The following is a 25,789-nucleotide window of genomic DNA, read 5'->3' as shown; positions in this document are numbered from 1 at the left end:
CATGGAAATCTATAACAATCATAAAAAGCTTTTTACTGCCGCGTTATGCTTCTTTGTGTTGCTTACATTTTTTGTAGCGATAGGGCCGGCATTCACCAGTCAAAATAATAATGCGCCATTACCTGGCAGTAAGCCGCTAAACCGGCTTGAAACGGAGGGTAAGGCAGTATTTATTGCTGAGGGATGCGTGGCCTGTCATACCCAGCAGGTACGTAATGTGGATATGGACAAAGTGTGGGGTGCACGCCCCAACATTGCTGCCGATTACGCCAACATTACCCGTACTGATGTTTGGCGCAATACGGCAACCCTCATGGGCTCCGAACGTACCGGCCCCGATTTAACCAACGTAGGCACCCGCCAGCCAAGTAACGATTGGCATTACCTGCATTTGTTTAACCCGAGGTCGGTAGTGGCAGAGTCAGTTATGCCATCATATGAGTGGCTGTTTGATATAAAGGATTACGCATGGCCAAATGATGTAATTGTTAACGTGCCCGATGATTTTAAAAAGGGTATAACCGGCAAAATTGTGGCCACTCATAAAGCTGTGGCACTTGTGGCCTACCTGCGATCGTTAAAAGAAATTACCCTGCCCGATGGTAAACCTGTACCGATATTCCTGTATGGAAAAAGTGATGCTGAAAAAGCTGCCGCTACAACTCCCGGCAAAGGTGTAACCGCCAAACCCGAGTTTGATGGTGCTGCTCTTTACGCTACCAATTGCCAGTCGTGCCACCAGGGAAATGGCGAAGGGCTGGTCGGTGCTTTTCCGGCGCTTAAAGGCAGCAAGGTAGTGCTTGATGATAACCCAGAGGTGCAGGTAACCATTATCATGAAAGGCTATAACGGTCGTGTAAGCGAGGGCTACGGAATAATGCCTGCCGTGGGTACCAATAACAACCTTAAGCCCGAGGAAGTGGCGGCCATTGTAAATCATGAACGCAGCAACTGGGGCAATAACTCCAAAAAAGTAACGGTTGATGACGTGAAAAAGATCATAGCCACATTTGGCAAACCCGAAACCGTAATTGCTAAAAAGTAAAAACAGACTCACACAAAATGAAAAAGTATATCATACTCATACTCATGCTCATGCTCATCCTTAAGCTGGATGCCATAGCCTGCGAAGCCTGTAAAAAGCAACAGCCCGGCGGTTTCGGCGGTACAACCCATGGTGCAGGCCCAGATAGTAATTGGGACTATGTTATAGTTTTTGTAATGGTAGTAATTACGCTGTACGTGCTGGTAGCGACCATCAAATGCTTTATAAAGCCCGGCGAAAAGAACGAAGAACACATTAAACGGATGATTTTAAACGACCTTAAACCATGAGAGAGCAAAGTTTAGTAACCCTGTTTATTGATGAGGACCCGAAGCCGATAGGAGAATTTCCTGCGCCTGTAACCTTTGACCTTGATACCCGAAAATTAACCGATGGTAATCATGTGTTAAAAGTAGTAAGCAAAGATCACCAGGGTAAGGAAGGGATAAAGCTGATTCCCTTTGTGGTGCGTAACGGCCCGGCGATAGCCATTGAAGGTTTAAAGAAAGATGAAATTGTAGAAGGCGTATTGCCGCTGATGATCAACGCTTATGGCAAAGGCGATCAGAAAACCTTTATGCTGCAGGGCAGCGAAACCCCGCAAAGCATCCCATGGTGGCTCGTAGTAGGAATTATTCTGTTTGTGGCCTGGACGGGGTATTTTATTATCACATCGCTGGCGGTGAAGCTGTAGTGGAGGGATTAGTGGTTGGTGATTAGAGGTTGGGTGAGTTGAATAAATCTTAAAGTGAACTAATCTCTGATCTCAAATCTCTATACCCGGCGTTAGGGATAGTAGCGGATACCGGCCTGTGAATAAGGCCTGTGCAGTATGAGCGGATAGCCCGGGCCGCAGGTAACGCCCCGTGATTTTGGATATTAGATTTTGGATTTTTTGATTTATTGTATTGTAAATCAGTAGTATTTGAAATAGGAATAATAAACGCGACGTCATCCCGAACTTGTTTCGGGATTCCATAACGCAGGTGACATATAGCAGGTGAGGTGCCGAAACAAGTTCGGCACGACGGAGGTAGAAATAAAACAGATAAATACACACTAATGAACGATATACAAGACATAACATCAATCAAGCAACTGGTTGATGAATTTTATACCAGGGTGCGGCTTGACGGATTATTGGGGCCCATTTTTGCCGAAGTTATAAAAGACGACTGGCAGCCGCACCTTGATAAAATGTACGCCTTCTGGAATGCCGCTTTGTTTGGTGTTCCGGGGTTTAAAGGTAATCCTTTTGCCAGGCATGCGCCGCTACCTATCGGTAATGCTCATTTTGATCGCTGGCTGGATCTGTTTAAAGAAACTGTTGACGCGCACTTTGCCGGTCCTATGGCCAATGATGCCAAGAACAGGGCGGGCTTAATGGCGGTAATGTTCATGAGTAAGCTGGCCAATATGAAGGGTGGATCAGGAAGGGTTATTATGTAGCCGATATTTCCAGATATAAAAATCAAATGTTATGAAACAACTTGAAGTAAACGAACACTTCCAGGTGGTTAAGGTTGAGCTTACCGCAGGTGCAAATATGAAAAGGCACATAGCTACTTCAGATGCCTGCCTGATTGTAGAGGAGGGGAACGCCCTGCTCATCTACGCTGGCGAAACCTATGAACTTGGCAAAGGCGAAACTTTTCTGATCCCTGCCAATGAGCAGCATATGCTTAAAATAATCAATGATTTTAAGGCCTGGATTGTACTGGCTAATGGCGCGCAGATCAAATACCTGGAAGCTGATAACATTCACATTAATTAATATGATCATAGAACAAGTGCGGGAGCAAATTCCATCGGCAACAGGGCCGGTAGTAAAAATACTAAAACAGGGCAATGGCTATAAAGTAATAGTAATCGGCCTTAAAAAAGGAACGGTTTTAAAGGAGCACAAAACCGTGATACCCGCCACGCTGATAGTAACCGAAGGAAGCGTGTTGTATAAAGAACATAAGCGCTCGGTTGATTTGATGCGCGATACTGATTTCGAAATACCAATAAATTGCTGCACAGTCTGCTGGCCCTTGAGGATAGTATTTGCCTTTTGATACAGGGTTAAGCAGGCACAGCAATTAATTATAAATATATACTGTTAAAATGATGATTACTAAAGAACAAAAAGAGCTGGTTAAAGCCACAGTGCCTGTATTGAAAGAGCATGGAGTATTATTAACAACTCATTTTTACAACCGGATGTTTACTCATAACCCCGAACTTAAAAATGTGTTTAACATGGGCAATCAGCAAAACAGCAAACAACAAACCGCTCTTGCCATGGCTGTACTGGCTTATGCCGAGCATATAGAAAATCCGGGCGTGTTAATGCCCGTACTTGATGGCATTGGTCAAAAACATACAAGTCTTGATATTAGGCCCGAGCATTATGCTATTGTTGGCGGTCACCTGATTGCCTCAATCAGCGAAGTATTGGGCGATGCCGCTACACCCGAGCTGCTCGAAGCATGGACTGTTGCTTACAATCAGCTGGCGGCTATTATGACTGGCCATGAACAAAACCTTTACAGTAAACAAGTGGCTAAAAAAGGTGGCTGGACAGGCTGGAGACCATTTGTGGTAAAACAGAAAGTAAAAGAATCGGCAGAGATCACTTCCTTTTACCTTTATCCTACGCACGGTGGAGCGGTACCGGATTTTACGCCCGGTCAGTTTTTAAGCGTGCGTTTGTTTTTGCCCGAGCTTAACCTGTTACAACCCCGTCAGTACAGTATTTCAAGTGCGCCTAATGGTGAGTATTACCGGATTTCGGTTAAACGCGAAGCTGGAACTGAATTGCTTGCCGATGGCATGATCAGCAACCGCCTGCATAATTTTGTTAATGAAGGTGATATCATCGAGGTATCTGCGCCGGCAGGTGGTTTTGTATTAAATGGCGATGGTGACCACCCGATAGTTTTCATAAGTGGCGGCGTTGGCCAAACCCCGTTAATGAGCATGATGGAAAGTCTGATAAAAAGCGGCAGTAAACGACCTAAAACCTGGGTTCACGGTTGCCGTGATAAAAATGTACATGCCTTTAAAGAAGTTATTGAACATTGGGAAGGTAAAAACGAAGAGGTTAAAAAGCACATTTTCTATAACGATATTGAGGAAGCAACACCTGATAATTTTTATGAAGGCTGGGTTGACCTTAACCAACTGGGCGACGAGATCTTTGAGCCAAACACCGAATACTACATTTGCGGCCCCGCAGGTTTTATCGAACTGCATTACCGCGAACTGGTTAAAAAAGGAATCGATAAACAGCTGATCCATTTTGAAGAGTTTGGCCCTCAAACTTTGCAGCTGAATTAAAACACTATTTAAAAATGAAAGGAAATATTTTTGTAGAGACGCATAATTGCGTCTCCCGGAGGACATGCCAATTTCAAAAGCTTATCAGGTATCGTAAATTGCAAGCGGGAGACGCAATTATGCGTCTCTACATTCAAAAACTATTGTTTTTTTAACAGCCTCTAAATGTTGTGGTTATTCGTGCTGAAATAAAATGTCTTGTACATTGGCTATTTCAGCACGAAATAACTAGCTAAATTAATTATCCTTTCTTTAGCGTCACTACCGCCTCATTTGGTTGTGCCTGATACAGTACATAAGTGCCTTGCCGATCTTTAGCTGTATTAATCTTTTTGCTTTTTGAACCCTGTGTCACTGTCGCGTTTGTCCAGCCTGGTGGTACGTAGGTTTTGAGCGTTAATGGCAGATAATACATTTTGCCGTCAAGGTTATGGCTTACTTTTACCTGTATTATGCTTCCTTCCGTTGAAGCATTAGTCTTGCCGTGCTCACGTTCGCGCATGTAGCGGGTTACATCGCCAAAGGTGGCTACCCAAAGTTTATCGTTCTTGCTTTTGATGTACTGGAAATATTCATCAAGCAGGGTGCTCGGCAAGGCTTCGTAACCCATACCGTCAATACCATGGAAAACCAGTACCAGCCAGGTATTGGTGTGATTAAGCGTAGTATCAACCCAAAGTTTCATCATAGGTAGCGGTGTTTTGGTAGTTGCCCCGCGCTGCCATTGAATATAATCTTTATCCGTTGAGCCGGGTGTTTGTTTGCTGGCGCGGTCAATTTCCTTTAGCCATGGCTCGGGCATGCGGTTACGCAATGCCGGATATATTTTAAGGGCATAGCTCATTACGCGGTCGTTTTCAAAGCCGTAAGGGCACTCTGCCGAGAATGTATGTTTAGGGCCAAGCTGGGCCAGAATATCTGCCTTGCTTTTTTCCAGTTCCCAAAGCAGGTTCTGCTCATCAAGCCCGGGCATGCTGGGGTGGGTAATGGAATGACTGGCAAACTCATATCCTTTGGCTGCATCTTTTCTGAAATCATCCCAGGTTGAACCTACGGATTGTTTAAACTCATCGTTGGGTTCATAGCCGGGTTTTAATTCGCCATTGCAGGCTTTGGCATAAATATCATCAAGTACTTTAAACGCTTTTTCTTTTTTACCGCTATCGTACAAACTTCCGGCCTGCGTATGTGAAGCGATGGTACCCTTGTAACCTAAATACCCTGTGGCAGAGCACCGCTCAAAAAAGTTCTGATCGTTGGTTGGTACGGTTGCCGATTCTTTGATGATCTCTTTTACCGGGCGACCAATAAATCTCCCATGGTATTTGGATCCGGGAATGGAACCCGTAATGATGAAAAATGTGGCCGGCATTTTAAGTCGTTCCATTACAGGAAGGGCTTTCCTGAACTGGTTCATGGAGCCGTCATCATAAGTAAGGGAAACAGCACCGGTTTTGCCGTATTGCCATTTAGTTATTTCGGTTGTGCCCGGTTTGGTTTGGGCGTTGCTTTGCAAGGCAACAAGCGCTGTGAGCAGCAGGGTTTTAATTGGTTTATGATTGATGGTAAGCATTAATTAAAATTAACTTTTTAAATTAATTTACAAAGTAATATTGCTGTTTCAATTGGCTGGATAGGAAGGTCTGAAAACTATTTATGGAAAAAGGTTTGTCATTGCATCTTAAGGGTAGAGTGATTGATCAACAGTTAAAAAATGCTAAATTTTACCTTATGGATATTTTATATCTTGTTTCGCCGTTTAAACATCAACCCAAACCACTATCCAGCATGTTACCAAAACTTGCCAAAACCTTAGCCTGCCTGCTTGTCTTAAGCTTAAGTATTTTCGTTAACCCGGTATCGGCACAAACTAAATATGACATGCTCAATTTTCGGATCGATTCGTTGGCTGCAGTAGGCTTGCCTAAATCAGCATTGAAGGAGGTTGATAAACTCGACAAGCTGGCCCACGATGAAAGTAATGCGCCGCAGCAGGTACACGCAGTAATTTACCGGATGACTTTTCAATCATACATTGAGGAAGACGCATTGGTGTCTATTATTGCCCGATTAAAAGCTGATATTGATAAGACGAAATTCCCCGTAAAACCGGTACTGCAATCAATGCTGGCCGAAATGTATTGGAATTATTACAAGGACAATCGTTACAATTACAGCCAGCGAAGTCGCCTCGAAACACCCGGCGCTGATTACACTAAGTGGGACCTGCAAACCATCATTTCAGAAACAGCAAAACAATACCGGCTCTCGCTTGCAGATACAAAACAGTTACAGGCCACGCCAATCGGCACTCTTGATGGTGTCTTAAAGGGCGATAAAAGCATCCGCTATTTACGGCCCACACTTTATGACCTGTTGGTACAGCGGGCTTTTGAATTCTTTTTGGCTGACGAACCGGAAATCATCAAACCTAAAATGGCCTTCTCGGTGAACGATCCTGCCTTTTTTGGAGATGCCCGTTCATTTGTTAAGTTGAACATCAATAGTGTCGACACCGCTTCATCCTGGTATCAGGGAATTAAGTTGTTGCAGCAGGTTACAGCATTTCATCTGCACGAAAACAATACAGAAGCCCTCGCTGATCTGGAACTGCAACGTCTTAAATTTCTGCATAAAAAATCTACTTTAAGCATTGCCGACTCGTTGTATCTGGCGAGCTTAAAACGTACAACAGCCAATTATGCTGCTAAACCGATAAGTGCCGAGGCTTTGGTACAAATGGGGCTTTACTATAAAAATATTGATAGCCTGGTTACAGCGCATAGTTATTATGAAAAAGCTAAAGAGTTATTTCCGAACAGTATAAGCGGAAAAAATGCGGCCGCCTATATTCGTGAGTTGGAAAAACAAGCCCTATCAGCCCAAGTTGAAGAGGTATATGCTCCCGGCAAACCACTATTAGCAAGCTTGCAGTATGCTAATATTAAACAGGCAAAGTTTGCCATTTATAGTGTTACCGATGCGCAGATAAATCAGCTGAAAAAAGGCAATAACCAGGATGAAGAATGGGAGTTAAACATCAGCAAAAAGGTGTATGATTTTGTAACCAAATTAAAGCCCGCGGAAACCGGCGAACTTTTGCTGCCTGATATGCACGACTATAAAAACCACCATGCCGAATTTAAAATAGCACCGTTGCAGCCAGGCAATTATTTTATTGTAGTTGATGATGCTTTGCAAAATAAGCCTGAATTAACCGGTTTGGCGCGTTTTAGGGTAAGTGGTTTAGCCTACGTTACACGGCAACGGCCCAACGGAGTAAAAGAGATCAGGGTACTTGATCGTGATAGCGGAAATCCGCTTAAGGGTGTAAAGGTTGATGTATACAATACCTATAACGGTAAAGACAAAATGTTAAGGAACCCTATCAGTAAAGGCAACTCCGATGCTGACGGGGTATTCACTTTTACATGTAGAGGCAATTACTATAATGCGGATCTTTCAACTGACAATGATCGACTAACCGGCAGTCAAAACTATGTTTATGGTGTCATAGAGACATCGCAACCTTCTGCCACGACCATTGAACAAACAATTTTATTTACCGACAGGCAAATCTATCGCCCAGGCCAAACGGTTTATTTTAAAGGTTTGCAAATAAGTACCTTGAACAATAAAAGTAGTATTGTACCCAATGAGCAGGTTATTGTTAGTTTATTTGATGCCAACAGGCAAAAGCAAGGTATCCTGAACCTCAAAACCAATGAGCACGGTACGGTAACAGGCTCATTTATTATACCTCAGCAAACGCTGGGTGGTATGATGTCTGTAACTACCGATCATGGTTCGGCTTTGATCAGGGTTGAGGAATACAAGCGGCCAACCTTCCAGGTAACATTTTCGCCGGTTAAGGAAACTTATAAGTTCAATGACTCTGTACGTATAAAAGGTAAAGTTACCGCATTTTCTGGTTACGGTCTTTCAGGGGCTAAGGTAGCTTATCATGTTAAACGTATTGCTGCGTATCGACCTTATTATTTAAAGATGATGGGGGATAGTTTTGAGGATGCCAATAATGTTGAAATAGCATCAGACACCATCAAAGCAAATGATAATGGCGAATTTAACTTTGCTTTTAGAGCTTCGGCAAGCGATGGGAAACTTCCGGATATGTATAATTACAATATCACCGCCGATGTAACTGACGGAAGCGGTGAAACGCAATCGGCAAGTACTGGAGTTAAAGTAAGCAATAACGTACTTGACCTGGACATATCGGTACCCGAACAATTATCGGCGAAAGATAAAACTACCATACCTGTAAAGCTTAACAACATAAATGGCCAACCCCAAAACGGTATGCTGAATGTGAAGGTGTATTCGTTAAGACAACCAGAAAGCGTGTTCAAAAAACGGTTATGGGAAGCGCCTGATCAACACCTGATGGATGCCGGTGAGTTTAAAAAGTTGTTTCCGGGCTATGCCTATAAAAAGGAGGACAAGCAGGAAACCTGGCAAACAGATAAAACTATTATCGACGATCGCATAACTGTTGCAGACAGTACCTATAGCCAACTTGATCTGGCGGCAATGAAACAACAGCCAACCGGCGTTTATAAATTGGTTATAAATGCCAGGAGCAGTAAGGGCGATACTACATCGCAAACATATTTTTTCAAAGTTCATGCTGAGGCTGGTAAGGCACCAGATATGGATAGCTGGGCAACTGTCATTAATGATAAAATAGATAAGGCCGGGCAAACTGCCGAATTTTGGTTGGGTACAAGCAGGGAAACCCATATCCTGGTTGAAAAATATGAGGGGCCTAAAATGCTGTCGTCAGAGTGGCTTACCGTTGGAGGCGATCATCAACAGAGTTTAAAAATCCCTGTGCCGGCAACCGCCAAAAATAATTTTGCGGTTCAGTTTTTAATGCTGAACGATAACCGCTTGTATCGTAGCTATACACATATTAAAATAAAAGATACTGCATCGGCATTAAAGATCCGCTTGCTTACTTTCAGAAATAAGTTACAGCCCGGCGAAAAAGAACAATGGAAAGTACAGGTATCGGCGCCTGGTAAAGAAAAGGAGCAAGCCGAATTATTGGCCGGTATGTATGATGCCTCGCTTGATGACGTTGCAATTCCGCAAACCTGGGATAAGCAATTACCAACATATGACGGCAACAATATCTATTATTTCAGTTGGGAAAATTATGATCAATTTGTAGAGTTAATTAGCACTGCGCCCTTTGATTATTCCCGATACTATCAAACACCCATTGTTGCAAGTTTTAATTATGAAACGTTGGATTGGGCGGACTACAATTACTTTGGCGGTTATAACTATGGTTACAATAACTATCTCGCATCTGTATCAAATTATAAAAATGGTTCTGCTAAAGACAGGCAGATAGAGGCTTTGTTCATCAAAAACTCAGCCCTTGTAAAAAACGGCTCAATAGTAAGCGGCCGGGTGCTTAACCTGTTTAAAATGCCAATAGCAGATGTTAAGATCGCAATCAAAGGCACAAATATTAGTACAACATCCAGTTCATTAGGTTTTTATAAGATTAAAGTACCCAAAAATGCTACACTGGTGTTTAGCGGAAAGTACCTGGCTACGTTATATATGAACCCGCCGGTAAATGGGCATGTGCGGATGGGTTTGAAAAATGCCGCTCGTGTAAGATTTAACGGAAAGGATTATCTGAAGAAAATGTCTGCGGATACGGATGGATACATGGCAGTTAGTGAGCCGGTTGGCAATAGTGATATGACAGGAGTTGTCGAAAGTGAACCTAACGCAATGTACGCGTTGGCGGGAAGAGCGCCCGGGCTACAGGTTGCTTACGATGTAGCATCGGTAAATCAATATGCTAACAATAAAGTAGTTTTGCGGGAAATAGCCGTAAAGCCTGTTGGGAAATTTGATACAGAATTATTATCTGTTGGTTATGGTGCACTTAAACCTATCGCCACCCGCAAAAACTTTAATGAAACAGCTTTCTTTTACCCGCAGCTCCGTACAAATGAAAAGGGAGAGGTATTGATTGAGTTCACCATGCCCGAGGCACTCACCAAATGGAAATTCAGGGCTTTTGCACACAATAAACAATTACAGCTTGGCTATACCGAAGCTGAGGTTGTTACACAAAAGCAATTGAGTATAAATGCCAATATGCCCCGCTTTTTACGTGAAGGCGATACGGTAACCGTATCGGCCCGATTGGCTAATCTGGAAGCTGAGCCTTTGAAGGGAAAGGTTGAGTTGCGACTGTTCAACGGCATTAATATGCAGCCTGTATCATTATTTGTGAACAATGATGACGCACAACAAAAGTTTGAGATTGATGGCTCTGCAACCAAATCTGTTTCTTTCAAACTTGCAATCTCTTCCGGATTGGACGCCCTAACTTATCGTTTAACAGCGGATGCCGGTAAATACAGCGATGGCGAAGAAAATACAATCCCGGTATTGCCAAACCGCATGTTGGTTACCGAAAGTATGCCGATGATGGTGCGGGCTGGTCAAAGCAAAACGTTCAACTTTGATAAGCTGATCAATAACAGCAGCACTACGTTAAAAAGTAAAATCCTCACGCTGGAATACAGTCAAAATCCGGCCTGGAATGCAGTGCAGGCCATTCCTTACATGATAGAGTTTCCGTATGAGTGTTCGGAACAATTGTTTAGCCGTTATTATGCCAATAGCTTGTCGACAGATTTGATCAGTAAAATGCCGCTGATCAAGCAGGTATTTGATCAGTGGAAAAGTGGTGACAGTAAAGAATTGCTCTCCAATCTCGAAAAGAACCAGGAATTAAAAACCACACTGCTCGAAGAAACGCCATGGCTGCAGGATGCCCTTATTGAGTCGGAGCAAAAGAAAAGGATAGCCCAGCTTTTTGATCTCAATAAAATGAGCTACGAAATGAAGGCTAACCTGGATAAACTGAAACAAAAGCAATTACCGAACGGCGCTTTCCCCTGGTTTGGGGGCAATTATGCCGATGATTACATCACCCGCCATGTTTTGGAAGGAATAGGACAGCTTTATCATCTGAAGGTAGCCACAGCTGATAATAAAATATTAAAAGAGATTGCCGGCAAAGCGCTTGGGTATATGGATGCCGGGCTGATAAAACAGGATAAAGAAGAGAAGAAACAAAAAGACTATCAAAAAAGAGAGATTGGTTACGATGAAGCCCATGCGTGGTACGTGCGGAGTTACTACACTGATAAGCAAATGGAACCGGCGTTAAAATCTATCTTCAATAATTATCTGAAACGAGCCGAAGATCAATGGGTAACGCGAAGCATCTATGAGCAGGGGATGATAGCCCTTACCATGGTGCGTAACGGCAAACCATTGGTTACAAAGGCCATCATTAAATCATTGATGGAAACGGCACAAACTTCCGACGAAATGGGTATGTACTGGGGAAAAAACATGGTGGGTTATTACTGGTACCAGTCGCCAATTGAAACGCAAAGTTTAATGATAGAGTTGTTCACTGAGGCTGGTAATAACGCAAAAGCGGTTGAGGAAATGAAAATATGGCTTATGCGCAACAAGCAAACCAATAACTGGAAAACCACCAAAGCAACTGCCGCTGCCGTGTATGCACTGCTATTAAAACAGGAAGACTGGCTGCAAGGTGGCGCTGCATCTGAAATTAAGCTGGATAATAAACCGCTCGCCGAATTAAAACCGGATGTTAAAGCTGATGCGGGTATTGGCTACATAAAAACCAGCTGGATTGATGAGCAGGTAAAACCAGCATTGGGCAAGGTGGAGGTCAAAAATAACGGAAAATCCATCAGCTATGGTGCTATGTACTGGCAGTACCTGGAGCAAATGGATAAGATCAACCCGTCGCAAACGGATATCCATTTGGAGCGTAAGTACTTCATCAAAAAACAAACAGATGCAGGCCCCGTATTGCAGGAGGTTGATGCAGCGCATCAGCCTAAAACCGGAGATTTGCTCAAAGTGGTGATGTATGTAAAAGCCGGTCGTGATTATGAATATGTGCAGCTTAAGGATCTTCGCCCGGCAGGTACGGAGCCTGTAACGGCTTTATCGGAATATAAATACCAGGATGGTTTATCATATTATCAGGTAACTAAAGATGTTGCTACCAACTTTTTCATCAGCAATTTAAATAAAGGCAGCTATGTGTTTGAATACGAATTGCGGGTAGCACAGCCTGGCAATTTCTCAACCGGTATTACCAGTATTCAATGCATGTACGCGCCTGAATTTAATGCACATAGTGAGGGGAGCAGGGTGGTGTTTAAATAGAGGTTTTTTTAAGCTTTTTGTCATTTGGAGCCGGGCAGGTATGTGTTTCCGGGCGAAAGAGAAACCTTGTACGCTCTGCAGAGCGGTTTTGCAAAGTCCGCTTAGCAGGGTGTATAATTTCTTCCTGCGGTTGATGACAAGGGATACGTCAAAAAACAGTTGGATGAATTGAAAATTAGCCGGTAATATTTATACAAAAAGGGGTTAACACATTTTTTGCATAAAAAACAATTAATTATTTGATTGTTAGGTATTTATGAAAATGTTAACCCTGAATTCTGTTAACCCTGTTAATCCCCTTTGTTAGTAAATCCAACTTAAACTATATATCACTTATTAACTGAATAAGAAAAAAATGAGGCTAATCCTGATTTGTGGTACAGCTTCATAGTATATTCGATTCAAAGGATAGAGCAGCGTTTAATAACAAAAAAGCAGCCCGAAGTTAAAAACTCCGGGCTGTGGGCGTGATAAAGCAGTAGGTATTAAGCTTTTTTAAAAATGCTTGATGTATAACCAACTTCGGCACGTTCAGGTGCCCGGTCGATATAGATCTGCCGGTCTTGCGGTGCCCAGGTTCCCAATCCATCAACATAGCGGTTGAACATACAAAATGCAGCCGCAATCAATACCGTATCGTGGATCTCCTTATCATCAGCACCTTCTGCACGGGCGGCTTCAATTTGTTCATTTGTTACATGTTTTCCACCTTTTTGTACACTGCCGGCAATAGCCAACAGCGCTTTGATCTTGGGCGAAAGATCAGCCGTAGAAAAATTAGCTTTGATAGCATCTATCTCATCAATAGTGCAGCCAAGGTAATGCCCGGCTACGGCGCCGTGTACATTCTGGCAAAAGAAACAATCGTTAAGGTAGGATACATAGGTTGCTATCAGTTCCCTTTCGCCACGTGATAAGGAATTGTTATCATCGCGGAGCAGTTGTTCGGCAAGGGCATTTAACGGAGCCTCTGTTTCCGGACTATAAAACATCAACCCACGGATGCCGGGCAGATCGTTATTTAATTCTATATGTGCCATATCTGTTAGGTTAAATTAATGTTGAGGTTGTGGTAATACATAACCCTTTGCCATACGTTTACCCATTTCGGCATAAACTTCGGGATCGGTAGGGGTAAGGCTGGCAAGGCCATCAACATAGCGGTTAAACATGCTGAACGCGGCTGCTATCAATACCGCGTCGTGAATTTCACGGTCGGTAGCTCCTTCTGCGCGTGCGGCGTCAACGTCTTCCTGTTTTACTTCTTTACCAAGGATCTGCACTTTACCGGCAATATTCAGCAAAGCTTTTAGTTTGGTGCTGATGGGGGCTTCGGTCATATCGCGTAAAACCTCATCTACAATAAGCGCATCGTCTTCATATAAACAACGGGCTGCAGCGGCATGACTGCTGTAGCAGAATGTGCAGTTGTTACGGTATGATACATAGGTGGCTATGAGCTCACGGTCGGCCGGACTTAAGGTTGATTCTCCTCGTAATAACACTTCGGCCAGTTCATATAGATACTGACCGGTTTCGGGCCTGAACATTACCAGCGAACGGATGCCCGGAACGCCTTCGGGTACATTGATGTGTGCCATATTTTTAATTAGTGAATTAGTGAGTTATTGAATTAGTGATTTTTTTAATTTTCTTCTAAGCTTTCGGCTTTAAGCCTTCAGCTTTTTGCTTTTTCCTTTTTCCTCGCCTTCGGCTTTCTCCCGTACAAATAATACTACCAGTAAGCCAATTATAAATACCAGTGAAAAGATGAATAAAGCGTTACCGTAGCCACCCAGGGTTGATACCAGTACCCCTACAAATAAAACCGCAGTAGCTGTAAATATTCGCCCGATGTTGAAGCAAAAGCCAGTTGCAGTTGCTTTGATGCCGGTTGAAAATAATTGTGGAATATAGGCTGACAACACGCCTTGGCTCGCCCCAAAGAATAAGGCCAGTATTATTATCTCGATATAAACTGCTGTGCTGAATATAGTATTAGTTTTAAACAGGATAAATGACATACCTGCGCAAACCGCGAAACAGATTATCATGGAGCGCCTGATGGATAACAGGTTAACCAGCCATCCTGAAAAGAAACCACCGGTTAAACCACCCATGCCCATACACATCATGCTCAAGCCGCGTTCTTTTGCGGCATCATGGTCGGTAATCAGGCTTTGCACCCAGGTAGGCAGCCATGAAAATATGGCCCATAAACCTATCAGCATTGTACCAAAGGTTAAGGAGCCTACAATAAGCTCGCGGCGATGGCTTTTAGAGAGGAGCTTGTTCAAGGGATTTTCACGGTTGGCGATATCGTTACGGTAGTTGAGCCAGTTTTCAGATTCATTCAAAACAAGAGCGCCTATCAATGCCAATGCGAGAGGGATCACCCCGACTAAAAAGCCCGACCGCCATGATGATACAATAAAGTTGATTAGCCCTGCAGAGAAAATACCTACCGGGAAAGCTATGGAAAGAATGCCTATGATCACTGCTTTGCTTTTGGCCGGCCAGACTTCGCTCACCAGCGTTATGGATGTTACCAAAACGCCGCCTACGCCAAAACCGCTGAAAAAGCGGCAACACAGCACGCCCCACCAGGTTGGCATTAACCCGGTTAAAATGGTAAATACGCCATAGCTGCCAATGGCGAGCAGCAGGGTCTTTTTCCGACCCATTTTATCGCTGATTACCCCCCAGGTAAAACCACCAAAGGCCCAGCCGAATATAAAAATGGCATTGATATACCCGCTGATGGCGTTGATCTCATCAGCAGGCACAGTTCCCTGCAAGTCCTTTACCACAACGGGCAGGTAAACCGACATCAATGTTGAAACCGAGCCGCCTAAAGCAGTACTAAAAAAACAGATCGCAAACAGCACGACCCTATAGGCGGCGCTGAGGTTTGTTTGAGGTTTTACAACCTGCTCATCAATTGTTAAAGTGCTCATGTTGGTTATTTTAAAAGGTCATCAAATACTATTGAAACATAATAAATGGCGCCAATTGCCGGCGAACCATATGATTGGTAAATGCGGTTGTTGAAGATATTGCTGCCTCCCAGTTTAACGGTTGATTTAAGTTTTGGCAGTTTTTTGCTGAACTGCAGATCGACAACTGAATAGGCATCTACACGGCCCGGACGGGTACCATTAAATGTACCGTACCAATCATAAGCCGTTTGCCAGTGCCATGCCGCGTTAAAACCGAAATCATTGATTACGTTACTGTTGCCAAATGTTGCATTAGTGCTCCATTTTGGTGTATTGAAAGCCGCAATATTGTTAGGATTAGCGTTGCGAAGGTTAAATACTGATAAAGTTGCGTTACCACCCAAAGCGTAACCGCCGTTAAGCAGGTATGTTAAACCGGCGCTTGCTCCCTGGGCTGATACTTTATCCGGTGCGTTGGTATACAACTGAAATGCGTGTACTTTACCATTGGGAATATCAGTTGCCGAAGCCGTGGTAACCTGGCCATCAGAACCAAGAATTGGATTGCTGGGTTGAATAACCACGGTATTCAGAATAAAGTTGGTGTAGCTGCTGTAATAGTAGTTTACGTCAATCAGTAATTTATCCATCATCAAGCCTTTATAGCCCACTTCAAATGCTTTTTGCTGCTCTGGTTTAATGTAGGCTACGCTTGCTTTTTGGAGCAGCCCTTTGTTTTGTTCGATAGCCTGAGGGAACGGCGTGCCGCTTTGCACCGCCTTGCCAAACGCTGCACCAAAGGCACTTACCGATGATGAAGTGAATGAGTTTTCATAAACATTTAAACCCTTGCTGTTATTAGGCGCACCACCCAAAATAGTGATAGGGCCTACGTTAAGGTGGATGAACTGATCAACAGGGTTGGATTCCTGAAACCGGTTTGGTATGATGCCCTAAAGTTTGAGGTTTTATCAACCGTATAAACTGCCGAAACACGAGGAGTGAAGCTGCCTTTAAAGTTTTCGTTTTTATCATAACGGATAGAAGCTGTTAGTTTCAGGTTGTCATCAAACAGTTTTTTGGCGGCTTGTAAAAATGAGCCGTACTCTTTAATGGTTACACGATTTACCTTGTCATCAAACAAACTGCCATTGGTAAACATCCTGTAATCGCGGAAACTGCCGCCTGCCAAAAGTTCAAACACTTTTATGGCGCTGGTAAAATCATACTGGCCTTCAGCATGGTAAAATTTACTGTTACTGAAAACGCCGGCACCACTTAAGCCATAATTGTGGATGGATGCGTTTTTAGCACTGTTAAATTCTGATGTACCGGGTAAAAAGCGACCCTGATCGGCAAAAGTCCTTGCGGCGGAATTGTTGTTTGGCGTAACACCACTTACCGAACCGTTAAACGCAGCCGCATAACGGGTAAACCAGGTATCATCGGCTTTATCAGGTGTTACAGTGTTTCCGTTCAGGTCTTTTACCCAGTCGCGGTTGATGAATTGGGCCAGGGAGCGGGTATTGTATGAGTCGTGTGAGTTTTCTTCAACAGAGTAGCCGCGGACGAAGAAGTTGCTGCCTTTTAACTCAATCCTGTGTGTTTGTAAAACAAAGTTATTGAGGTCGAAACGGCTGCTACCTGTATAGCTTGCAGTACCGCGGCCGTAGTTGTATTGGTAGATTGCCTCCAGATTATTGCTGAAACGGTATTGTAATGCGCCGTTAAGTTTAAGGCTGTAAACGTTGTAGTTCATCAGGTCTTTTTCCTCATAACCAGTTCTGGAAACAAGGCCAATTCCCGGTAAGGTTTTTGTAACCTCATCTCCATAAATGTTAAGTGCATCGCGGCCAGGGTTATTGGGGCCACGCTGGGCGGCTGGAGTTGATGCGCTTACGTCGGTATAGTTATCGGCATACCAGTCGCGCCCGGTAAGGTATGAGGCGTTGATTTTAAACGCGAATTTATCATTGAATGCTTTGGCATAGCGGGCTGCAAAGTCATATAAGCCCTGTGGTTTAACAACAGATTCTCCAAAGTGGTTAAGTCCGCTTTTTACCTGTACGGTTAACCCCTGGTATTTAAACGGATCTTTGGTTTTAAGCGAAAGTAAGCCGTTAAAAGCTACCGGACCATACAATGCCGAAGCCGCGCCCGGAATAACTTCCACACTTTCGATATCGATATCCGAAGCGCCAAAAAGGTTACCTACCGAGAAGTTTAAACCGGGGGTTTGATTATCCACACCATCAACCAGTTGTAAAAAACGGCTGTTACCTGTGCTGTTGAAACCACGGGTGTTGATCTGTTTGTAAGTTAAACTGCTGGTTACCGCTTCAAGGCCTTTTAAGCTTTGCAAGCCATCGTAAAAAGTAAAGGAAGGGTTTTCCTTAATGGCCTTAAGGCTCATTTTTTCGATACTCACCGGCGATTGTAAAATGCTTTGGTTGATACGGGTGGCAGATGATACCACCTCGTTAAGCACAATTGCCTTTTGGCTTAGCTTTACGCTGATGTCATTATTGGCAGATGTTACCTGGCTTTCCTGCACTTCAAAGCCAACGGCTGATATAACGATGGTGAATGGCAGCTTTAATTTATTGGCGTTTAAAGTGTAGTTACCTTTTGAATCGGTAGTTGTGCCGGTAAGTTTTCCCTTAACGGAGATACTCGCGCCGGATACAGGTTTGCCTGTAACGCCATCGGTAATGTTGCCCGTTATTTTAATTTCCTGTGCAAACAGGTTTATTGAGTTGAGCAGTAATATGATGAATAAAAGTTTTTTCATTGTGATTGGGTTTTACTTTAATGAGGATTAGGGTTATTTTTTTAAATGATCATAGCCTTGTGGCAAACGGGTATAGCCATGGTTAACTAATCGCTCGGCCAGCACGTTGTAATAGCCAGCATCAGCAGGTAAGGCAGTGGCCAATCCGTCAACATAGCGGTTGTAATAGCAAAATAAGGCAGCTATGAGCACGGTATCATGGATCTCGATATCGGTAGCTCCGGCAGCTTTGGCACGGTCGATGGCTTCGGTAGTTACATTCCGGCCATTTTGCGCGGTTAGCTTTGCAATGGTAAGCAAGGCTTTCATTTTTTCGGTAACCGGGGCGGTTTCAATGTTTTCCTTTACTTTTTGCGCTGTTTCGGCTTCACCTGCAAGTAGGTCGGCCGCAGCGGTGTGAGCGGTAGTGCAAAAGGTGCATTGGTTGTTGTGTGATACCACAGTGGCAATCAGTTCACGATCGGCTTCAGACAAGGTTGATGGCCCGCGCAATAAAAACTGTGTAAGGTTACGGATAGGTTGTGCCGCTTCTTTGGCATACTCCAGCAGGCCGGTAATGCCCGGCAAATGGCTTTCAAGTGTAATGTAAGGCATTTTAATAAATTGAATGTTTATAGGTTGGGGAGAGGATGTATCGTCTGGAGATTACTAATCTTATCGATATGTTGTTATTTTCATAACTCTTGAGCCACGAATAAACTATCGACAGAAATAAATAATAACACAGCGGTAGAGTGGCACAGCCGCTACCCTAAAAATGAATTAAAACAGGAGAAGATTAACAAACGGCCTTTGGCGGTTGCTCGGGGATATCCTGGTGAGCAGGAATTAACTGTTGAACTATTTGAGCAACAATTTGTTGAGTATATTTTATATGGCAGCCAAACTCAAAATGTACAAAAGTGAAATTGAGGTTATCCTGCATAATTATTTTACCAAAGGGTACATGCTCTTTTTGCGGTACCGGGTTTTCTTTTATATCCTTTGCGTTAATAATGTTTTTATCGGCCAGCCGGGTGGTTTCGTAGTTTGGGATGCACATCAAATAAATTGCGCGACTGGTTACACGCATTTTTTGATAATTGTAGCTGTTGTTGTCAAACCGGATCTGCCCATGAATATTTTCGTAGTTTTTCCAGTCGGTAATCCCAGGCATGTTTACTGGTATTACTATCTCGGTAAGGTCTTTCACATTGTAAAAGCCTTTGGCAGTTTGTTCGGCAAAGTATTTATTGCTTTTGTAAACCATGAACTGATGCAATGCCAGTTGCCCGCCTATATTAAGCAGGTGAAAACCGAGCAGCATTAGGGCAATAAACTTCTTCAATTGGTTTACGAACAATGAGTGACTTAAAATTGCTGTTTATAAATGTAGTATCCAAATTTATTTAGAATAATTACGCGTAATGTGTAGCTGGTTTTCTTATTCTTTACCGGTTGTGATTAAAAGTTTCAATAGCTCTCGTACTGGTTGAACTTTCGGCTTAAAGAATGTCTTGTTCACGACATGGCTTGTCCGGTTCACATAGTTAGTGATAGGGCACCGGGCGATATCAGGGTATCTTTGAGCATACAAAAAACAAAAATTATTTAATAAATAACACAATGGAAACTATTCAAGAATCAGGTATCAGTAAGATCAAGGTTATCAACGCTATCTCAGCTAATAAAATTGACAAAGTATTATATACCGGTAAAGTTCGTACAGTTGGCGGTCGTGACGGTGGTTCATCTATTAGTACCGATGGCCAGTTGGATATCAAACATTCAACTCCCGGAACCCCTAAACCAGGCACTAACCCCGAGCAATTATTTGCAGCAGGCTGGTCAGCATGTTTTGAAGGCGCCATCGGTATTGCTGCCGCTAAAAAAAGGATTGAACTCCCTGCCGAATTGGCTATTGATGCAGAAGTGGATTTGGGTATCACTACCGGCGCTTATTTCCTTCAAGCCCGTTTAAATGTAAATTTGCCAGGTTTGGATGTTGAAGTAGCCAAAGCATTGATTGAAGAAGCACACCAAACATGTCCTTATTCAAAATTGACTTACGGTAATATCAATGTTGAGATCAATTTAGTATAATTCGCCCCCTCCGTCCCCCTAAAGGGGGTACTTTAAAAGTAACAAAGATGTCTTCCCAATTTAATTAGGAAGGCATCTTTGTATTCAAGAAAACTAAAGTTTAAATTTCTATACTCTCGCCAATACCCGGTAAAAATAATTTTAATCCGGCTTTTTCAAACTCACTAATAGCTTCGTCTTTATCTATTTTAATAAAGCCAAAGGTATCATAATGAACTCCCAAAACTTTATTGGCCTTAACAAGCTTTGCCGCTTCAATGGCATCTTCAACGCCCATCGTTAACATGTCCCCGATAGGGAAAACCGCGAAATCGAGATCAACCCATTTGGCCACCAGTTCCATATCTAAGGTGAGACCGGTATCGCCGCTGTAATACAAATTGCCATCATCAGTCTTTAATGCATAACCACAGGCTACACCGGCATAGCTACCATCTGGAAAGCTGGCTGAGTGTTGGGCAATGAATGATTTGGCAGTGCCAAAATCAAAAGTCATCTTGCCTCCAGGGTTTAAAGGATGCACATTTTTAACGCCTTTTTTGCTGAAGTAATCATACACCTCATAAATACCCACAACCATAGCGCCTGTACGGTTGGCTATAGTTTCTACATCCAAAATATGATCGTAATGCCCGTGCGATACAAAAATGTAATCAGCTTTAATTTCATCAATGTTGATTTCTTTTGCCAATTCGTTACCCGTAATAAAGGGATCAAATAAAATGTGTTTATCTCCGGCAACCACCGAGAAGCATGAGTGACCGTAATAGTTGAGTTTCATTGGTTTGTTTTTTTATGTTAATGATGATTAGTTTAAGAGCGGAGTTAAGGCGTTTAAGACAGGCATTGACAATAGCTTAAAATGATCGTAGGCTGTGTAGGTAAATTTACCTGTTACATTGTTTATTTTAGGATGTAGAAATGTCATCTTTTTAAACATGATGGTATCGGCCGAAGAATAAGTTGTGTGCGGATCTGGTCTTTTGTCAATGCCGATAGGAAGCATGTTATACGCTTGATTTTGTTTACCGGAATTAGGCCCCGGCAACCTAAACCCCGGTGCTATTTGCGAAGCATCAAAGCGGCCTATTTGGGAGGATGAGTTGTGCCCGCCCGCTGGCAGGTTTAGTTTAAGAGTAAATGCCTGCTCGGTACAATTTAGTTCGTTTGCCTGGGCATATGAGCTAATGCTTAAAAATGTTGTCATGGCAATTAGCAGTAATGTTTTCATGATAGTATTTGTTTAAAACAGGATCGGCCCTGCGAAGGGCCGATCCTGTTTATGTTAGATTTAGTTATTTTCCACCGGTTTTTTTCTCTTTCCCGGAACGCAGATCAATTCACAATCCTGCGGGTTACGTTCAAACGGTGCCCTTGTCAGGAATGATAAAGAGAACAGTGACAAGAATCCCATTAATAACCGGCCTTGTTTCAACTTGCTCATGATTTTTGAATTTATAGTTGTTATATTTTGGCTACAGCTTCATTGGTTAAAACTGCTTTTGTTGCGGTTAAAATCTCACCATTATCTTTGTTTTGTATAAAGCCTACTACTTCCCATTCTTGCTGGTTAAATTCTTTAGGAACGCTAATAATTGTTTGGCCTGTTTTTACCTCGCTTAGGGCAACTGTTTTTAAGTCGCGTACTATTTGGGCGTGCGATAAAGTTCTGCCTTCGTTTTCGCCGCGGGCAACTTTGCTGATGGCTGTTTTTTGCACAACGGCTATCAGCAATTGTTGGTTATCAGTATTGCCAGATAGTTCGTAATTTACAGCAAGCTTATCGCCGGTTTGTTGTGCTTTTAAGGAAACCTGAGCGGTTTGTGCGGTTGTTAGTGCATTCGAAATCGCTTCACGAAGTGCCGGCTCATCCGAGCCAACCATCTCGGTTTTACCATTAACTATAACTTGGGGTGTATAAACCTGGGCATTTAAATGGTAGCTATATTCTTTTTGACGTTTTGAAAACATGGCATTGCTGAATACATCTTTCCAGCCGAGGTTATTCCAATAATCAACATGGTAAGCCAATATGTAAACGGGTTTGTCCTGTGAATCTTTTTGGATCCTCGTCAGCAATTCATCAGCAGGGGGACAACTTGAGCATCCCTCTGAAGTAAACAATTCTACCAAAGCAAAACCTTTTCCGGGAGTAGCGGTGTTTTCAGTTTTAGGGGCATTTATTTTACGATTAGCGTAAGCTGCGGTAGCAAGTGCCAGTGCCACGGTACCAACGCAAAAGCTAAAAATTTTTAAGGTTTTCATATTTCTTTCGATTTTAATTTACATCAAAATTAGCCTCGAAATGGCCGCCAAAACAGCGTAAAAAAGCCCAACCGGACATATTGTAAGCTCAGTTGGGCATTGTTTGAGTCGAAAGTCTTTAGTCTTAAGTTCTCAGTTGTTTTTAATTGTAGAGACGCATAATTGCGTCCCCCGTATGCAAATTACTTTAGCAAATGATCTGCAAAGTCGCTTGTCCTGCGGGAGACGCAATTATGCGTCTCTACTTGAAAAAATTATACAGCTTTTTAGAACTTCTGACTCAACACTTCCGACTTCGAACTTAAAAACTATCTATTCTCGAGCCAGCTTAAAAATACCGGCGCTTTTTCTTTATTGATGAGTAATTTCTCGGGAGTTGGAATTGTTAGTTTCACAAACAGCTTACGCATAAAATAATGCTCCACCTCTTTTATCGCACTGAAGTTAACTATGTATTGCCTGTTGAGCCTGAAGAACTGCTCCTGCGAGAGCTGACCGCTGATCTGATCAAGCGACTGGTTAACCACATATTCCTGCTGATCAAAAGTCATGATGGTCGAAAGTTCATTGCGGATGTAGAAGAAGGCTATATTATTGGACGCTATGGTGATATACTTATTATTTTTAAATACCAGGAAGCTTTTTTTACCGGCAGGGGGCGTAACCTGCGATAGCAGGCTGCTGATATCAGGAGATGAACCCTGCTGAAAGAAATTCCGCAACTCGTCTACCTTTTTAAAGGCATCGGCAATATCTGTTTTTGAGAAAGGCTTGAGTACATAATCAACGCTGTTGGCCTTAAATGCCTCTAACGAATATTCATCAAACGCGGTACAGAAAATAATAGGGCAGGACACCTTTACCGATTTAAAGATCTCAAAACACAACCCATCCGACAGTTGGATATCCATAAAAATAAGATCGGGCTGCTTGTTCTCTGAAAGATAGGTAACCGAGCTTTCAACACTCTGAAGCTTCGCAATTATTTTTGAGTGCGGCCTTAATTCTAATATGATACCTTCAAGCGAGCGGGCCGCTTTTAATTCGTCTTCAATGATAATAATGTTCATGTATAATAGGTAGTTTAACTTTGAATATTTTATCTTCTGATATGATCTCTATATGTTTATCAAGCAGGTGATCGTAACGCAAATTGATATTCTTAAGCCCAACACCTGTTGAAGGTTCTTCAAAGCGCTTTGGTTTTATTTCGTTTTCCATAACGATGTTTTCACCTTCAGCATAAAGCTTAATATGCAACGGATGATCCAGCGATACCACATTGTGTTTAATACAGTTTTCTATCAATAGCTGCAGTGTGAATGGTGGGATTAGCGTGCCGCGATATTGTTCGTGTATAGTATTAGTGAAAATAAAACCGTCTTCAAACCTGGCTTTAAGTAAAAAATTGTAAGCTTCTACAATTTCCAGTTCGTCGGATAAATGAATAAGGTCCAACTTGCGGCTCTCAAGCGTAAAACGGTAAAAATTTGAAAGTTTAAGGATGAAATCTACCGAGTGTTGGTCATTGGTCTCAACCATCGCCTTCAAGGTATTGAGACTGTTAAACAGAAAATGCGGGTTGATCTGCTGTTTCAACAGTTCATATTGTGCACCAAGGTTATCGGCCTTAATGCGTTCCAACTCAACGTTAACCTGCTGGTTTTGGTAGTTCTGGTACAACAGGTTTATAAGCATATAAAATACCAGGTTAATAAGTATGCCCCTTACTTCGATCATCAGCATTACCGGGCCAAAATTCAAATGCGTTAGTATCAGTTGCTGTATGTAGGCTAAGGCCAGCATTACCCCCATACCTATCAACAGTGTTGTAAGGAGCCGGGAATACGAGATGCTTTTATTCAGTTGTTTTTTGCCCGATTGCTTTGGCAGCGTATAGATATTATAGTACCATACAAACAGTGAAAAAGAAGCGGTAACAGCCGAATTCACTGCCGCTTCAGCGGGTTTAAAATGGCGTTCGGCTATTTGGGGAACGGAGGCCAACAGGCCAAGGAAAATTGAACTGCTCCATATAATTCCGGGAGAGATTTTAAATGTTGTGTCTTTCATTTATTGCAAGGGTTTGCGGAAATAAAATGGTCGCCAGGCAAATATAAAGTTAATTATGGCCTATAGGCCAAATCTGCTGTTGTGTTACTAAAACCACCGTCAAACTTTAATCTGTTTTGACTAAACGCCCCAATTATTTCCGTTTACTGCTAAAATATAATAGGTTTCAATATGGAAATATGGGTTTATGGTACAAGCGGACATCTTATCACCTGAATTAGACATTTTAAACCGCGAATATTGCGACAATATAATTGCAGACAATCGGTTTTGGGCGATGAGCAGATCGGGGCTTCTAAATCAACCTAAAATAGCTTTGATCAAGATTTTTTACTTAAAATTGTACATTATTTCAGTTAACTGTTCCCGTTAAAAGCAAGCCGCTCAACATTGGAGATTAAAGAACTTATAGATTCTATTCATTATAATAATGATGAATCTGCCTTTAATGAATTGTATAAGCTGCTGATCAATAATCTTAATCAGTTTGCCTGGTCCTTTTTGGGCGATAAGGAAGCTTGCGAGGAGATTATCAACGACCTTTTTGTAAATATCTGGACTGGCCGCCGCAAGCTTAACAAGATCTCGAACCCTAAAGTATACTTTTATGTGGCTATAAAAAATGCCTGTCTTAACCATATCCGAAGTAACACCTCAAAAAGAAACCGCGACGCTCAACTTGCCGAAACCTATTATTTTCATTTATCGGTTGATCCGGCGCAATTGCTCATCAGCAAAGAGCTGCAGGCCGGAGTTTTAAAAGCTGTAAACAGTTTGCCGCCCCGTTGTAAGCTCATTTTTAAAATGGTTAAAGAGGATGATCTCTCCTGCAATGAGGTAGCCGATATCCTTGGTCTCTCCAACAAAACCGTATTTGCGCAGTTGGCCATTGCTTTGAAGAAATTGGATGAGGCGCTGGGGAATAAATAGGTTGATCCCCCTCAAAAAAAATATTTTAATTTCTTTTAGGAAAAACCGGGAACTGCCGTGTCCTTAATG

Annotated in this window: 24 protein-coding genes; 10 read left to right on the top strand and 14 right to left on the bottom strand. The window is 42.6% G+C overall.

The genetic code is table 11. The annotated features are described in order from the left end of the window. The first annotated feature begins 1 nt into the window (after position 1). From DIU38_RS16945 to hmpA, 7 genes are all read left to right on the top strand, one after another. Complete coding sequence (locus DIU38_RS16945; RefSeq protein WP_112658410.1) at positions 2 to 1,045, top strand: cbb3-type cytochrome c oxidase subunit II; 1,044 nt, start codon at positions 2 to 4, stop codon at positions 1,043 to 1,045. 17 nt (positions 1,046 to 1,062) lie between these two features. Then, a complete protein-coding gene (locus DIU38_RS16940; protein WP_112658408.1) occupies positions 1,063 to 1,335 on the top strand; it encodes a hypothetical protein in 273 nt (90 codons plus the stop codon). Next, positions 1,332 to 1,739, top strand: coding sequence for a cytochrome C (locus tag DIU38_RS16935; protein ID WP_112658406.1), 408 nt, complete (start codon positions 1,332 to 1,334; stop codon positions 1,737 to 1,739). The genes DIU38_RS16940 and DIU38_RS16935 overlap by 4 nt, the downstream gene beginning before the upstream one ends. A gap of 368 nt (positions 1,740 to 2,107) precedes the next feature. Further along, positions 2,108 to 2,494, top strand: coding sequence for a group III truncated hemoglobin (locus DIU38_RS16930; protein ID WP_112658404.1), 387 nt, complete (start codon positions 2,108 to 2,110; stop codon positions 2,492 to 2,494). 31 nt (positions 2,495 to 2,525) lie between these two features. After that, a complete protein-coding gene (locus tag DIU38_RS16925; protein WP_112658402.1) occupies positions 2,526 to 2,819 on the top strand; it encodes a cupin domain-containing protein in 294 nt (97 codons plus the stop codon). A 1-nt stretch (position 2,820) separates the two neighbouring features. Beyond that, positions 2,821 to 3,105 (top strand): cupin domain-containing protein, encoded by a 285-nt coding sequence (locus DIU38_RS16920; RefSeq protein WP_112658400.1) that lies wholly within the window; start codon positions 2,821 to 2,823, stop codon positions 3,103 to 3,105. Positions 3,106 to 3,154: 49 nt separating this feature from the next. Beyond that, positions 3,155 to 4,369 carry an NO-inducible flavohemoprotein gene (gene hmpA / locus DIU38_RS16915; protein WP_243770731.1) on the top strand — a complete coding sequence of 405 codons (1,215 nt, stop codon included), beginning with the start codon at positions 3,155 to 3,157 and terminating at the stop codon, positions 4,367 to 4,369. A 241-nt stretch (positions 4,370 to 4,610) separates the two neighbouring features. On the opposite strand, the gene DIU38_RS16910 is transcribed toward hmpA, so the two are convergent. Beyond that, positions 4,611 to 5,942, bottom strand: a complete 1,332-nt coding sequence (locus DIU38_RS16910) for a polysaccharide deacetylase family protein (protein WP_112658398.1) — start codon at positions 5,940 to 5,942, stop codon at positions 4,611 to 4,613. Positions 5,943 to 6,157: 215 nt separating this feature from the next. Between DIU38_RS16910 and DIU38_RS16905 the strand changes: the two genes are divergently transcribed. Beyond that, positions 6,158 to 12,640, top strand: coding sequence for an alpha-2-macroglobulin family protein (locus tag DIU38_RS16905; protein ID WP_167516214.1), 6,483 nt, complete (start codon positions 6,158 to 6,160; stop codon positions 12,638 to 12,640). A 485-nt stretch (positions 12,641 to 13,125) separates the two neighbouring features. Here the strand turns inward: DIU38_RS16905 and DIU38_RS16900 are convergent, their stop codons facing one another. The 7 genes from DIU38_RS16900 to DIU38_RS16875 form a co-directional block, all read right to left on the bottom strand. Continuing rightward, the gene (locus DIU38_RS16900) at positions 13,126 to 13,680 is read right to left on the bottom strand and encodes a carboxymuconolactone decarboxylase family protein (RefSeq protein WP_112658394.1); all 555 of its coding nucleotides are present in this window, start codon (positions 13,678 to 13,680) and stop codon (positions 13,126 to 13,128) included. Positions 13,681 to 13,695: 15 nt separating this feature from the next. After that, entirely contained in the window at positions 13,696 to 14,241 is a 546-nt protein-coding gene (locus tag DIU38_RS16895) for a carboxymuconolactone decarboxylase family protein (protein WP_112658392.1), read from the bottom strand. Positions 14,242 to 14,310: 69 nt separating this feature from the next. Continuing rightward, positions 14,311 to 15,597 (bottom strand): MFS transporter, encoded by a 1,287-nt coding sequence (locus tag DIU38_RS16890; RefSeq protein WP_112658390.1) that lies wholly within the window; start codon positions 15,595 to 15,597, stop codon positions 14,311 to 14,313. A 5-nt stretch (positions 15,598 to 15,602) separates the two neighbouring features. Next, the gene (locus DIU38_RS33570; RefSeq protein WP_208809189.1) at positions 15,603 to 16,454 is read right to left on the bottom strand and encodes an outer membrane beta-barrel protein; all 852 of its coding nucleotides are present in this window, start codon (positions 16,452 to 16,454) and stop codon (positions 15,603 to 15,605) included. A 14-nt stretch (positions 16,455 to 16,468) separates the two neighbouring features. Next, the gene (locus tag DIU38_RS16885) at positions 16,469 to 18,370 is read right to left on the bottom strand and encodes a TonB-dependent receptor (RefSeq protein WP_208809188.1); all 1,902 of its coding nucleotides are present in this window, start codon (positions 18,368 to 18,370) and stop codon (positions 16,469 to 16,471) included. Between the two features lie 33 nt (positions 18,371 to 18,403). Continuing rightward, positions 18,404 to 18,964, bottom strand: a complete 561-nt coding sequence (locus DIU38_RS16880) for a carboxymuconolactone decarboxylase family protein (RefSeq protein ID WP_112658386.1) — start codon at positions 18,962 to 18,964, stop codon at positions 18,404 to 18,406. A gap of 184 nt (positions 18,965 to 19,148) precedes the next feature. Further along, positions 19,149 to 19,697 carry a hypothetical protein gene (locus DIU38_RS16875; RefSeq protein ID WP_146750468.1) on the bottom strand — a complete coding sequence of 183 codons (549 nt, stop codon included), beginning with the start codon at positions 19,695 to 19,697 and terminating at the stop codon, positions 19,149 to 19,151. 278 nt (positions 19,698 to 19,975) lie between these two features. Here DIU38_RS16875 and DIU38_RS16870 point away from each other — a divergent pair, with 278 nt between their 5' ends. Then, on the top strand, positions 19,976 to 20,452 hold the full coding sequence (locus tag DIU38_RS16870; protein WP_112658382.1) for an organic hydroperoxide resistance protein: 477 nt from the start codon (positions 19,976 to 19,978) through the stop codon (positions 20,450 to 20,452). A 100-nt stretch (positions 20,453 to 20,552) separates the two neighbouring features. Here the strand turns inward: DIU38_RS16870 and DIU38_RS16865 are convergent, their stop codons facing one another. The 6 genes from DIU38_RS16865 to DIU38_RS16845 all read right to left on the bottom strand — a co-directional run bounded on the left by DIU38_RS16865 (position 20,553) and on the right by DIU38_RS16845 (position 24,790). Then, complete coding sequence (locus DIU38_RS16865; RefSeq protein ID WP_112683129.1) at positions 20,553 to 21,233, bottom strand: metal-dependent hydrolase; 681 nt, start codon at positions 21,231 to 21,233, stop codon at positions 20,553 to 20,555. 27 nt (positions 21,234 to 21,260) lie between these two features. Further along, positions 21,261 to 21,683 carry a hypothetical protein gene (locus tag DIU38_RS16860; RefSeq protein ID WP_112652637.1) on the bottom strand — a complete coding sequence of 141 codons (423 nt, stop codon included), beginning with the start codon at positions 21,681 to 21,683 and terminating at the stop codon, positions 21,261 to 21,263. Between the two features lie 60 nt (positions 21,684 to 21,743). Then, entirely contained in the window at positions 21,744 to 21,896 is a 153-nt protein-coding gene (locus tag DIU38_RS33130; protein ID WP_167516213.1) for a hypothetical protein, read from the bottom strand. 20 nt (positions 21,897 to 21,916) lie between these two features. Beyond that, positions 21,917 to 22,717 (bottom strand): DUF1223 domain-containing protein, encoded by an 801-nt coding sequence (locus DIU38_RS16855; protein WP_112652638.1) that lies wholly within the window; start codon positions 22,715 to 22,717, stop codon positions 21,917 to 21,919. Positions 22,718 to 23,025: 308 nt separating this feature from the next. Beyond that, positions 23,026 to 23,787 carry a LytR/AlgR family response regulator transcription factor gene (locus DIU38_RS16850; RefSeq protein ID WP_112652639.1) on the bottom strand — a complete coding sequence of 254 codons (762 nt, stop codon included), beginning with the start codon at positions 23,785 to 23,787 and terminating at the stop codon, positions 23,026 to 23,028. Further along, complete coding sequence (locus DIU38_RS16845; protein ID WP_112652640.1) at positions 23,768 to 24,790, bottom strand: sensor histidine kinase; 1,023 nt, start codon at positions 24,788 to 24,790, stop codon at positions 23,768 to 23,770. Before DIU38_RS16845 ends, DIU38_RS16850 begins: the two co-directional genes overlap by 20 nt. Before the next feature lie 390 nt (positions 24,791 to 25,180). Here DIU38_RS16845 and DIU38_RS16840 point away from each other — a divergent pair, with 390 nt between their 5' ends. Continuing rightward, positions 25,181 to 25,720, top strand: a complete 540-nt coding sequence (locus DIU38_RS16840) for an RNA polymerase sigma-70 factor (protein WP_167516212.1) — start codon at positions 25,181 to 25,183, stop codon at positions 25,718 to 25,720. The last annotated feature ends 69 nt before the right edge of the window (positions 25,721 to 25,789 follow it).

This window comes from Mucilaginibacter metallidurans (assembly GCF_003286435.2).
Classification (GTDB): domain Bacteria; phylum Bacteroidota; class Bacteroidia; order Sphingobacteriales; family Sphingobacteriaceae; genus Mucilaginibacter; species Mucilaginibacter gossypii.
This window is presented reverse-complemented; position numbering and strand designations above follow the sequence as displayed.

Coding starts and splice junctions, on each gene's coding strand:
- DIU38_RS16860 (WP_112652637.1), bottom strand. CDS start 21,683: ATGAAAACATTACTGCTAATTGCCATGACAACATTTTTAAGCATTAGC.
- DIU38_RS16890 (WP_112658390.1), bottom strand. CDS start 15,597: ATGAGCACTTTAACAATTGATGAGCAGGTTGTAAAACCTCAAACAAAC.
- DIU38_RS16935 (WP_112658406.1), top strand. CDS start 1,332: ATGAGAGAGCAAAGTTTAGTAACCCTGTTTATTGATGAGGACCCGAAG.
- DIU38_RS16870 (WP_112658382.1), top strand. CDS start 19,976: ATGGAAACTATTCAAGAATCAGGTATCAGTAAGATCAAGGTTATCAAC.
- DIU38_RS33130 (WP_167516213.1), bottom strand. CDS start 21,896: ATGAGCAAGTTGAAACAAGGCCGGTTATTAATGGGATTCTTGTCACTG.
- DIU38_RS16885 (WP_208809188.1), bottom strand. CDS start 18,370: ATGAAAAAACTTTTATTCATCATATTACTGCTCAACTCAATAAACCTG.
- DIU38_RS16945 (WP_112658410.1), top strand. CDS start 2: ATGGAAATCTATAACAATCATAAAAAGCTTTTTACTGCCGCGTTATGC.
- DIU38_RS16940 (WP_112658408.1), top strand. CDS start 1,063: ATGAAAAAGTATATCATACTCATACTCATGCTCATGCTCATCCTTAAG.
- DIU38_RS16895 (WP_112658392.1), bottom strand. CDS start 14,241: ATGGCACACATCAATGTACCCGAAGGCGTTCCGGGCATCCGTTCGCTG.
- DIU38_RS16855 (WP_112652638.1), bottom strand. CDS start 22,717: ATGAAAACCTTAAAAATTTTTAGCTTTTGCGTTGGTACCGTGGCACTG.
- DIU38_RS16865 (WP_112683129.1), bottom strand. CDS start 21,233: ATGAAACTCAACTATTACGGTCACTCATGCTTCTCGGTGGTTGCCGGA.
- DIU38_RS16930 (WP_112658404.1), top strand. CDS start 2,108: ATGAACGATATACAAGACATAACATCAATCAAGCAACTGGTTGATGAA.
- DIU38_RS16880 (WP_112658386.1), bottom strand. CDS start 18,964: ATGCCTTACATTACACTTGAAAGCCATTTGCCGGGCATTACCGGCCTG.
- DIU38_RS16905 (WP_167516214.1), top strand. CDS start 6,158: ATGTTACCAAAACTTGCCAAAACCTTAGCCTGCCTGCTTGTCTTAAGC.
- DIU38_RS16900 (WP_112658394.1), bottom strand. CDS start 13,680: ATGGCACATATAGAATTAAATAACGATCTGCCCGGCATCCGTGGGTTG.
- DIU38_RS16925 (WP_112658402.1), top strand. CDS start 2,526: ATGAAACAACTTGAAGTAAACGAACACTTCCAGGTGGTTAAGGTTGAG.
- DIU38_RS16910 (WP_112658398.1), bottom strand. CDS start 5,942: ATGCTTACCATCAATCATAAACCAATTAAAACCCTGCTGCTCACAGCG.
- DIU38_RS16850 (WP_112652639.1), bottom strand. CDS start 23,787: ATGAACATTATTATCATTGAAGACGAATTAAAAGCGGCCCGCTCGCTT.
- DIU38_RS16920 (WP_112658400.1), top strand. CDS start 2,821: ATGATCATAGAACAAGTGCGGGAGCAAATTCCATCGGCAACAGGGCCG.
- DIU38_RS16845 (WP_112652640.1), bottom strand. CDS start 24,790: ATGAAAGACACAACATTTAAAATCTCTCCCGGAATTATATGGAGCAGT.
- hmpA (WP_243770731.1), top strand. CDS start 3,155: ATGATGATTACTAAAGAACAAAAAGAGCTGGTTAAAGCCACAGTGCCT.